The sequence below is a fragment of the Flavobacterium sp. 1355 genome (genome assembly GCF_017833415.1).
Taxonomy (GTDB): Bacteria; Bacteroidota; Bacteroidia; order Flavobacteriales; family Flavobacteriaceae; genus Flavobacterium.
In genome coordinates, this window is the sequence record NZ_JAFICC010000026.1 from 1 (window position 1) to 10,512 (window position 10,512).

A 10,512-nucleotide genomic window follows, 5' to 3' on the forward strand; every position below is an offset into this window, starting at 1 on the left:
GGATAATATTCATCGAGATTGAAACTGATTACGTTTTTGAAACTCAGGCCTTCTTCTTTGTGCAGACGCACCAGTTCTGCATACAATCCTTTTGGGGAGGAACCTGTTGCCAAACCTAAAATACAAGGTTTATTTTCCTTTTGTTTTTCCTGAATTAAAGCTGCTATTTCTTTGGCAACAGCTTTTGATGCATCTAAAGAATTTTCAAAGACAACAGTATTGATGTTCTCGAATCGCTTTTCGAATCCTGTTGCTTTGTCTATATTACTTTTTATCATTTTGAAATATATTTTATTGTGTTTTTCTTTAATTTTAAAATTGCCTTTGCGATAAAAAAGGCATAAGTTATGCCTGAACACGTTCAATACAAATTTGAGTGCTTGATTGTAATGTTGAAAAAAATGTTATGCTTGTCTAAGCTTTGTCATCCTGACGGAGGAAGGACCACACTAGAAACTCCGCAAAAAAAATCATCAATCTGTGCCGCTTCCAGAGTGATTTCTCGTTCCTCTAAATGACAAACTTTGAGCTAATAATAATTACCATTTCCTGTATTTATGCCCTTTAAAGGCAAAAAACACAATCATTAAGTACGCTGGCAATAATATCAAATATGCTAATTGATTACCACTTTTTGCTGTTTCAGTAATTCCTGCGGCTTGGTTTGCAGTATTGATATGATCAGCCAATAAACCATAAAGCAAAGGAAAAACTGCTCCGCCAATAATTCCCATGATTAATATGGCGCCTCCAATTTTTGTAAATCCGCCCAAATCCTGAAGCGCCATTGGCCAAATTGCCGGCCAGCAAAGCGCATTAGCTAATCCTAGAAGTGAAACCAAAATGATAATTAAAGGCAATTGCGGTATTCCAGGCAACTGAATCATTATTTTTGGAGAAAGCATTACGATCAAAGCGACTAAAATAATACCTAAAAAACCAGATACTTTTAAAGCAAAAACCTGCGAAACATATTTAGGAATAAGTGTAATACCTAAAACATAACCCACCACCATAGCGGTCATGGTAAAGGACGTTAGCTTTAGATAAAAAGCGCCACTTTCGCCATAAACTCCCAATTGCTTTCCGAAACCTCCGATGGAATCACCGGCCAAAACTTCGGCAGCGATATAAACCATTAACGTAATTACCCCAAAAACCAATTGCGGATGTTTGAAAGCTTCTTTTATTTGTTTAAATATGCTCAAATGTTCTACTTGTCCTTCATTGTCTAAATTGATTTCGGGAAGTGGGGAAAATTTCACCAAAACGGCCAAAACTAACATAATTGCGGCCATGTATATATAAGGCGTTTGCAATTGCAAGGCTAATATATCAAGTGCCGTTTCTTTTTGAACGGAGCTCATCATGGCGATTTTATCTGCAGAATAGTCACCAATATTTGATAATACCAATGCCGTTAGTAATAATGGAGCCAGAAATCCTGCCAACTTATTGGCAATACCCAAAACGCTGATTCTTGCTGCGGCACTTTCGCGCGGGCCAATTACTACAACATATGGATTTGAAGCAGTCTGCAAAACGGCTAATCCGGTTCCCATTACAAATAAAGCGATCAGAAAAAAGCTAAAAGTTCGTGTAGCTGCTGCGGGATAAAACAATAATGCTCCAACAGCAATAATCAGTAACCCTACTGAAATTCCGTTTTTATAGCCTACTTTTTCTATTAAAAATGAGGACGGAATTGCCATTACGAAATAAGCAATATAAAAAGCAAAAGTCACAAAATACGATTGTGATTCGGTTAGTTCACAAGCTAATTTAAAAAACGGAATTAGTGGTCCGTTTAACCAGGTTACAAATCCAAAAATAAAAAATAATGAAGTTAAAATAACCATTGGAATCAAAGTACTCCTTTGTTCTTTTTTTAAAGTAATATCGATTTGTGACATGTTTTTTGTTTTTGGGTTAGTTATTGTTTTCAATTTTATTTGCTTACCAATTCCTGATGGTAAAAAAGAATGGTTTCTTCCAAAGCTTTATCAATTGTATATTCTGGTTTGAAACCCAATTGGTTAAACTTTTCTGGATTGGCTTTAGAATGTTTGATATCACCGGGCCTTTCTTCGAGAAATTTTATCTGCGATTTTGAGTTGGTAATTTTTATGATTTTTTCTGCCAGTTCCAGAACTGAGGTGCTTTGTCCCAATGCAACATTATAGGTTTCATTTCCTTTTTGAGAGGCCAGAATATTGGCTTTTACCACATCTTTTACATAAATAAAATCTCTGGTTTGTAATCCGTCCCCATAAATAGTTATGGGTTCGTTCTGTAGCGCTTTATTAATAAAAATTGGCACAGCTGCCGCATAAGCCGATTCGGGATTCTGGCGAGGTCCAAAGACATTAAAGTAACGCAAAGAGGCTGTTGGGACCTGATATTGATCGAGATACATTTTTAAATAATATTCTCCGTCAAGTTTTGTAATCGCGTAAGGTGTCATTGGCTCCGGTAACATGGTTTCTACTTTCGGTAAAACAGGGTTATTTCCGTAATTTGCTGCAGAAGTTGAAAGCACGACTTTACAATTTGTATTTTTTTTGGCAGCTTCGAGAATATTAATTGTCCCAATGGTATTGATCTCAATACATTCTTTTATTTTCAAAAGCGATTCAGGAACGCTTACCAAAGCTGCCAGATGAAAAATTCCTGATGCTCCATTTACTAGTTCGTTTACTAAATTCTCATCACGAATATCTCCTTTTACAAAATCAACATTCAGCCCGTCCAGATTGTGTTCAAAACCTGTTCTCAAACTATCTAAAATAGTAACCTGATGACCTTGAATTGATAAATGTTCGGCAATGTGGCTTCCTATAAAGCCTGCACCGCCGGTAATTACGTATTTTTTCATTTTTATTATTTTAATGATCCAATAAAATTCAAATTATAATCTTCCATTTCTTTAAATTGTTCCGAAAGACTTTCAATTAGTTTAAACTGATTTTTAGAACGATTCAGATTGTGCTCTGGGTATTCTGTTTTATAGTAAACATCATCATTTAAAAAATCAGTCAAAAAACGTAATGCCATAATAAACACCATCATTTTTGCTCCAAGCGGAAGGTATTTTATCTCTAATAATGAAAGTGATGAATTTGTTTTCTCCAGAAAACCTTTTACATATGCTTTGTAATACTGCAGGTTAAAATTGACAAGTTCCAGATTTTGCTCATCTTCTGCAGCTGTATTGCAAATCGTTCTAATGGCGTCTCCAAAATCATAATGCACAATTCCCGGCATAACAGTGTCGGTATCAATAACACAAAGTCCTTTTTTATTGGTATCAAAAAGGGCATTTGATATTTTGGTATCGTTATGGGTAACTCGTAGTTTTATTTTTCCGTTATCTTTTAGATTTTGCAAAATATGCATTTCTTCCTTCAGTTCATGAACGAGATTAATGCATTTTTTTGCCTGTTCAATTCGTTGCTCTGAAGCTTCTTTTAAAGCTCTGTCAAACTGTGCATAACGAAACGCCATATTATGAAAATTCGGAATTACTTCTGTCAATTTTCTGGCATCAAAATCACTGGTAAGGTTTAGAAATTCGCCAAACAATTTTCCTCCTTCATAAGCAATTTCTTCATTATTAACGGTTTCAAAAGTTAAGCTCCCTTCGATATAAACCATCATATTCCAGAAGTTTCCCTCTTTGTCATGATAATAAAAAACACCTTTTTTTGTACCAATAAAAGTTAAAACCCTGCGTTTTAGTTCTTCTTCAGATAAATATTTTAGTTTTTTACGTAAATGTTTGCTCACGGCGACCTTATTAGCGATAAGCCCGGGAACATCTTTAAAAACACCATTATTTATACGCTGTAAAATAAACTTCCTATGGCTATCAGTAGTAATTAAATACGTATCATTGATATGACCCGAAGCCAATTCATCAAATTCTTTGAAAACCTCTATATGGTCGAACTGGTCGAATATAAATTTTAAATGTTCTGCTGCCATATTACCAGAGATTTGTTGGATAAACTTTTTGGGCTCTTAATTTCTCAATTTCTTTTTTTACAATTTCCTTATCTTCCTTGTAGGTAACGCCAAACCATTTTGCATTGGACTGAAGTACTTCAAGAGATGCGTTTTCTGATTTTAAAATTTCGTTTACTACGGATGTAATAAAGAATTCTGCTTTTAGATCATTTTCATTTTCCTGAAGGAATTCTTCAAACAGGACACCTCCAAACTCAAAACATTTTGGTGTAAATCCCCAGAAATTCATGGATACTATGGTATTTTCATCAATCGGAATAAATTCGCCGTTATCGTCTTTGCGCATCAGTCTGCCATTTATTTTTTCGATATGTGTACGCTCGGTAACATCTGTCAGAAAATTATTTTCATCAACCTGGCATTCTCCTCTTGAAACAAAACCATGATCAGATACTGTATTCTTAAGCAAATAAGCCATCATATTAAAATGGTATGATTCTTTATCCATTTCTGTTAAGGCTTTTGCCATGATCTCAAAAGCTTCTTTTCCGTAAAAATCATCGGCGTTTATAATGGCAAAATTTTCGGTTACTTCGTCTTTAGCCATCAACAATGCGTGTCCTGTTCCCCAGGGCTTTTTTCTTTCCGGGTTCTGATATTTTGCGGGAATATTGTCAATTTCCTGAAAAACGTATCCTACTTCTGCTTTTCCTTCCAGTTTTTTATTGAACATTTCTTTACACTCTTCTTCAATGTTTTTACTTATAATAAATACAAATTTTCCAAAGCCTGCCTGCAATGCATCATATATAGAAAAATCCATAATCGTATCTCCTTGAGGAGTGAATGTATCCAGCTGCTTTAATCCTCCATATCGACTTCCAATACCTGCCGCCAAAATCACGAGAGTAGGTTTACTTTTGCTCATTTAAATAGTATATTAGTTGGTTTATTATTTTATTTTTTGGATTAATTTTTCTCCTTTAATTTTTTCAAAAAAAGAAATCATTTAAAAAACAATGAGACATTATCAACTTCTCTTATAAATAGAAAAATAAATATTAATCTGACAATATTTGCGTTAATATCATAAACTATATGATTAATATTCGGCTAAAATATATATTAATATTTTATAAAAAAAGAAAATACTGTTAAAATGTGCTCGAACACAATTAAAATGTTTTCGAACACATAAAATTTAATATTTTTAGATATTTGATTTTTATATATATTTGTTTCTATATGGAAAAAATTTATACTATTAAGGATATTGCAGAACTTGCAGGTGTTTCTAAAGGCACTGTAGATCGTGTTTTGCATAAAAGAGGAAAAGTCTCTCAAGATGCTCTTGACAAAGTAAATGAGGTTTTGGATAAGATTGATTATCAGCCCAATTTAATGGCAAGAAGTTTAAAGAAAACTCAAATCTATTCTATATGTGTTTTGCTTCCGGATTCTAAAAACGATCCGTATTGGCAGCCGTGTATTGATGGTATAAATGAAGCCAAAAAGGAGTTTAAATCTTTTAATGTTAAGGTAGAAATTTTCTTGTTTGATGCCACAAGCACGGCATCGTTTGTAGAAACAAATAAAGCTGTTTTGAATGCGTCACCGGATGCTGTTTTATTAGTTCCGTTATTTCATAAAGAAGCGATTGACGCTATTGAAACATACAATTCAAAAGGTATAATTTCGAGTATCTTCAATAACCAGCTTAAATCCAGCGCAATAAAAAGTTTTGTTGGCCAGGATTTATTTCAAAGCGGCAGAATTGCGGCAAGATTGCTTGATTTATTGATTCAGAAAGGAACTATCGCTATTGTACATATTGATGAAGATTATGAGAATGCGATTCACATGCAGGAAAAGGAAAAGGGTTTCAGGGATTATTTTGATACGTTTGAAAAAGGTAAATTTGAAATTAAAACTTTCAAAGTAAAACATCCTCAATTTAAAACTACCCTTAAAGAATTTTTAGAATCAAATCCTCAAATTAAAGGGCTTTTTGTTACGACTTCAAAAGCGTATCAGGTAGCTAAAATTATTGCCAAAAACCCTGAAAGAAAAATTGCGCTTGTGGGTTATGATTTACTGGAAAATAATCTTGAGTATTTAAATAATAAAACGATTGACTTTCTGATTCATCAAAATCCAAAAAGACAAGCTTATTTAGGAACAACGAGTTTGATTGAGCATTTTATTTTTGAAAAAGAAATTAGCGCCCTAAAACTTTTGCCAATTGATATTATTAATACTGAAAACGCTAAGGATTATTTTTTATAAACTATTCAGCGTAATTTAACTGCAAAGTAGGCAAAAGTTTACGCAAAGCACGCTAAATTATTTCTCGCAAACTCGCAGAGTCGCAAAGTTTTTCTTTTTTTAAGTTTTTCTTTGCGCCTTCGCGACTTTGCGAGATTAAAAAAATATCTTAGTGAACTTTGCGGTTAAATTCAGCTAATTTTAAACTAAAGTCAAAGTACCAAAAGAACTGGCAATATGAAAATTAGGCGTTTCTGTATTTGGATTTATCCATGAAATCCATGTTGGCTCAAAAAGATTATTTTGTTGCTTTGTATATTTTGCTCTAAAAAGCCCGGCTTGGATAATGTTGTTTTTAATTAAATGAAAGTTATTCAGCGATTGAATGCTGATGCCTATTTCGACAACAAAGCAACTCTCTTTTGTGCTTGATTTTACAATAAGATCATTCTCTGGCCAATTCCAGTCATAATCAAATTTCTTGTTGGGATAAGCGATAAAATCCATGATACGTGGCGTGGGATCGATCTCTAAACAATAATATGGATTTAGAGTTTCATCTCTTCTGAAAAATATTTCTACTCTGTCAGATTCTGCAATGCTGTCTACAGAATCATCTTTTCTGTCGATATGAATTTTGGCATCATAAACGGTATAACAAAAAAAGATATTCTCTGTATCCCATAAAGCTCTCATCTCAATTTTTTCGGGTTTTGTATCATTCCAGGGAGAAATAAAATCGATTAGAATTTCTGCTTGATTCCAAAAAGGATTATCTCCCAGCCCATTTATTTGCAAAATGTTTTTTCCGATACGGTTTACAGTGTAATTTTTCATTCTAAAAAGGTAAGCAATTTTGAAAAATAAAAAAAGGGAGCAAAATATGAATATACTCTGCTCCCTAATCTGCATTTATTTCAAGTAAATTTTATTATTAGTTATTTCGTTATCAGCATTAATTTGAAGAATAACTAATTGTGTTTTTTGCAAATCGGAAATATTAATTCTTACCGAATTCGTTGCCTTATATTGGCCTTGTAAAAGAACCTGACCGTTTAAATCTAATACAGAAACGGTAACCGACTGTATTTCTTTTCCAAAATTAATATTAATTTCATCTGAAGCAGGGTTCGGAAAAATGGCAAAACCTGGCGCAATTTCTTTTGCCGTTTCAGCTGTTACCGCTTTTTTAGCTGTCGACCCAATTTGCAATTCAGAACATCCAATATCGATACGGCCATTTCTTTTACGGATATCATCATCAAAATCTAATGTTCCGGAATACGTAGCATTATACGTTGGATCTCCTTTGTCTGTCGCAAAAGCTCCGGAGGTTAAGGTAAAATTAAAAGCTGCTGCATTTACAAATCCTGGTGTTCCTACTACAGAATTTACATCCTGTCCGGTTGCTGCTGCAAATGTCGAAGGGTTATATGATGCTGTTGTTGAACTGCCATTAAAACTTACTCCGGTCAAATCAATAGTGTAATCTGTATTTCCTTCTCTGTAAAATAAATTATAGTTCGATACGAAACCCGAAACTGTATATCCGGAAGATGCTAAAAGTATTTTTTTACCATTTGTTGCATACAAAATATTGTTTTTAAAGGTAATTCCAGAACTATTTTGAAGATGGACTTCGCCTCCATAAATGTCAGCAATTGTTCCTACTGCTATTCCTCCAATTGTCGTAATACCATTAATAACAGCACCTGTTCTGTTTTTATAAAAAGTATTATTGAAAATTTTTGTATCCCCAACGCTTGTTGAATAACCGCTTCCTATAACTCCGCCGAAAATTGCACCGGTTACCACATTGTTATAAACTGAGTTATTGTTTATAATGTGTCCTGTAGCTGCACCTCCATTTCCTGTTGCCGTATTTTGTTCCGCACCTACAGCAAGCCCAACTCCGCAATTATATACTTCATTTCTTTCAACCTTACAATTTAATGCTCCGTCGAGATAAATACCCGCGCTATTGGCAACAGCGCTCATACATTCAAAAACTTCATTTGAGGCAATAACACCATTTCTTGCCTGATTATTACTTGCAGCTCCCGTCGAAGTATAGTTTCCTGCGGCTACAATTCCAATATTGGCAATGTCATAAACTGTATTTCTGGATACCGAAAAACCATTTACGTTTCCGGTTACCGTAACAGCTTCTCCCCAACCTGTAGCGCAATTACTTACTTCGTTATCATCGATTTTAACGTTAGTAATGGCGTAAGTACCATTTCCTCCATCCACTTTAATGGCATTGGCTACAATACCGCTATTGGCAGGAATTGAAGAAAGATTATTACTAATCCAGCCAATGTTTTTAACGATACAATTTTTGATTGTAATATTATTTAAATTAGCTATAGCACCAGAATTGGCCAGAATCCAAATTCCTTTACTACCGTTACCAATTTTGTTTGAAATCGTTAAACCGTCGATAGTAACATTACTTGTATTAACAATTCCTAATACATAAGGATCTGTACTGGTCCAGCCAGAAGCATTGACCACTACGGCTCCTGAACCACTTTTTTGAATTGTTAATGGTTTTCCAACAAAAATTGGGCCTGTTACAGGATAAGTTCCGGAAAGTACCAATACTGTTCCGCCTGAAGGTGCGGCCTGAACTCCTTTTACAATAGTCTTAAAGGGTAAAGCTGCTGTACCAGTGCCTGTTGCATCATTACCAGTTGTTGATACATATGTTTGGGAAAAACCCTGAACAAAGCAAAATAAAATAATTAATGTAATTTTCCTGATTTTCATAATCTTGATTTTGGGTTAATAATTTTAAAAAAATCTATGATTAAATATTGCAATATTTCTACATAACAAATAAGCTCAAATTGTTTATTGAAAAACAATTATCATATTTAAAAAAAAACATAAAGTAGCTTATTTCAGACGAATGTAAATAATGAATTTTAATTACCAATAGAAAAACGTAAAAAAATGTGTTCGAACACAAAAAAAATAAGTTTTTTTAATATTTATAATATTTTTCCTATACCAGTAACAATAAATACTAAGTTAAAAAAGTGTGCTCGAGCATAAATAAGTATTTGACTACATTAAAATAGCTTTTAAATATTTACAAAAAAATAAAATAATCTTTTTTTATTCAAAAATGAAATTAGATTACTCGTTATGAAGTGGGAATTTTAAAAAGGCAGGATTTAATTAAGACTCAAATGACTTTTATAAAAAAAAATCACTGTGTAAATTAAGCAGTCTATAAAAAAATAGATTGTTGCTTCACCAGTTCTAAATTTGAATCTCAAAATTTAAACCAATACATAATCAGTATTTATTTTTGGGATAATTTCAATTCAAGTTCTTTTACCTTATTTTCCAAATCAGAAATATATTTTTTCTGCGGTAATAATGCCTGCTCAATTTCTGCAGCAGTATAACGCGGAGTAATATGCTGTGGACAGTTCCAGTCGTAAGCCTGAATTTCAAAAACCATCATTTGTTCCGGACGAAACTTATAGTCTTTAGGTTCTAAAAGATTATATAATATATTATTCTCTTCCAGGCTAACAATTCTCGCATGCGCATAAAGCTTTAATCTGGCTCTCTGCGGATAAGAAACCATAATTAAAGCTACCTTTTCATTTTTAGAAATATTACCCGTAGAAATATACTGCTGGTTGCCTGAAAAGTCAACAATTCCAATTGTCTTATTATCAATCACTTTAATAAATCCTGCAGGTCCTCCACGATGCTGAACGTATGGATACTTATTTTCTCCAAAACTGGCCATATAAAAACTATCTCTCTCCTATAAAGGTAATTTCGTTATTTGTAAATCCATTCACAGCAGACATTTTTTCCATTCGATCATAAGAGTTTCTGCTTCCAGCATCTTCCTGCATTTTTTTTATGGCATCTGAAAAGGCTAATTGTCCGTAATTCATAATTGAAAATTTAAATTGTTATAAATTTATTATGGTTGAATTTAAAGCCTAATGAATGCTTTAATTAAAACGTTTTCAACCTACAAAAAATCTTTCAGGTTGAAAATATTAAAATTGAATATTATAAGTCTGAGAAGCCATTATAATGATCTGCAAGAGTTTTCATGAAAAGCAGCATTAGGAGAAAAGCTAAAAAATGGTTCAATTAAGAGGAACAGCTTATATCATGAATTAAATAATAACTAATTTTGTGATAAAAACGGATCAATACATATTGTTGTGGGGAAATATTAAAATCTAGATATTTGTATTTTAAAAACACATAGAAATGCAGGATTCTTTTATTGACCTTCTC

Annotated in this window: 9 protein-coding genes and 1 pseudogene; 1 reads left to right on the top strand and 9 read right to left on the bottom strand. The window is 33.1% G+C overall.

What is annotated here, in order from left to right:
- The 5 genes and pseudogenes from JOD96_RS22230 to JOD96_RS22250 form a co-directional block, all read right to left on the bottom strand.
- Window positions 1-278 (bottom strand): annotated as a pseudogene (locus JOD96_RS22230) (glucosamine-6-phosphate deaminase); the annotation flags it as partial.
- 261 nt (window positions 279-539) lie between these two features.
- Window positions 540-1,913 (bottom strand): sugar MFS transporter, encoded by a 1,374-nt coding sequence (locus tag JOD96_RS22235; protein WP_245188481.1) that lies wholly within the window; start codon window positions 1,911-1,913, stop codon window positions 540-542.
- Window positions 1,914-1,948: 35 nt separating this feature from the next.
- Window positions 1,949-2,875 carry an NAD-dependent epimerase/dehydratase family protein gene (locus JOD96_RS22240; RefSeq protein ID WP_209566431.1) on the bottom strand — a complete coding sequence of 309 codons (927 nt, stop codon included), beginning with the start codon at window positions 2,873-2,875 and terminating at the stop codon, window positions 1,949-1,951.
- 5 nt (window positions 2,876-2,880) lie between these two features.
- Entirely contained in the window at window positions 2,881-3,984 is a 1,104-nt protein-coding gene (locus tag JOD96_RS22245) for a phosphotransferase enzyme family protein (protein WP_209566432.1), read from the bottom strand.
- Between the two features lies 1 nt (window position 3,985).
- The gene (locus JOD96_RS22250) at window positions 3,986-4,894 is read right to left on the bottom strand and encodes a sugar phosphate nucleotidyltransferase (protein WP_209566433.1); all 909 of its coding nucleotides are present in this window, start codon (window positions 4,892-4,894) and stop codon (window positions 3,986-3,988) included.
- 317 nt (window positions 4,895-5,211) lie between these two features.
- Here JOD96_RS22250 and JOD96_RS22255 point away from each other — a divergent pair, with 317 nt between their 5' ends.
- On the top strand, window positions 5,212-6,252 hold the full coding sequence (locus tag JOD96_RS22255) for a substrate-binding domain-containing protein (RefSeq protein WP_209566434.1): 1,041 nt from the start codon (window positions 5,212-5,214) through the stop codon (window positions 6,250-6,252).
- Window positions 6,253-6,432: 180 nt separating this feature from the next.
- On the opposite strand, the gene JOD96_RS22260 is transcribed toward JOD96_RS22255, so the two are convergent.
- The 4 genes from JOD96_RS22260 to JOD96_RS22275 form a co-directional block, all read right to left on the bottom strand.
- The gene (locus JOD96_RS22260) at window positions 6,433-7,068 is read right to left on the bottom strand and encodes a sugar-binding protein (protein ID WP_209566435.1); all 636 of its coding nucleotides are present in this window, start codon (window positions 7,066-7,068) and stop codon (window positions 6,433-6,435) included.
- 75 nt (window positions 7,069-7,143) lie between these two features.
- Window positions 7,144-9,003, bottom strand: coding sequence for a T9SS type A sorting domain-containing protein (locus JOD96_RS22265; RefSeq protein ID WP_209566436.1), 1,860 nt, complete (start codon window positions 9,001-9,003; stop codon window positions 7,144-7,146).
- Between the two features lie 541 nt (window positions 9,004-9,544).
- Complete coding sequence (locus JOD96_RS22270) at window positions 9,545-10,003, bottom strand: pyridoxamine 5'-phosphate oxidase family protein (RefSeq protein WP_245188482.1); 459 nt, start codon at window positions 10,001-10,003, stop codon at window positions 9,545-9,547.
- A 7-nt stretch (window positions 10,004-10,010) separates the two neighbouring features.
- Window positions 10,011-10,157: a hypothetical protein gene (locus tag JOD96_RS22275; protein ID WP_209566437.1), complete on the bottom strand. Its 147-nt coding sequence runs from the start codon at window positions 10,155-10,157 to the stop codon at window positions 10,011-10,013.
- Between the last annotated feature and the right edge of the window lie 355 nt (window positions 10,158-10,512).

Coding starts and splice junctions, on each gene's coding strand:
- JOD96_RS22250 (WP_209566433.1), bottom strand. CDS start 4,894: ATGAGCAAAAGTAAACCTACTCTCGTGATTTTGGCGGCAGGTATTGGA.
- JOD96_RS22270 (WP_245188482.1), bottom strand. CDS start 10,003: ATGGCCAGTTTTGGAGAAAATAAGTATCCATACGTTCAGCATCGTGGA.
- JOD96_RS22265 (WP_209566436.1), bottom strand. CDS start 9,003: ATGAAAATCAGGAAAATTACATTAATTATTTTATTTTGCTTTGTTCAG.
- JOD96_RS22235 (WP_245188481.1), bottom strand. CDS start 1,913: ATGTCACAAATCGATATTACTTTAAAAAAAGAACAAAGGAGTACTTTG.
- JOD96_RS22240 (WP_209566431.1), bottom strand. CDS start 2,875: ATGAAAAAATACGTAATTACCGGCGGTGCAGGCTTTATAGGAAGCCAC.
- JOD96_RS22260 (WP_209566435.1), bottom strand. CDS start 7,068: ATGAAAAATTACACTGTAAACCGTATCGGAAAAAACATTTTGCAAATA.
- JOD96_RS22245 (WP_209566432.1), bottom strand. CDS start 3,984: ATGGCAGCAGAACATTTAAAATTTATATTCGACCAGTTCGACCATATA.
- JOD96_RS22255 (WP_209566434.1), top strand. CDS start 5,212: ATGGAAAAAATTTATACTATTAAGGATATTGCAGAACTTGCAGGTGTT.
- JOD96_RS22275 (WP_209566437.1), bottom strand. CDS start 10,157: ATGAATTACGGACAATTAGCCTTTTCAGATGCCATAAAAAAAATGCAG.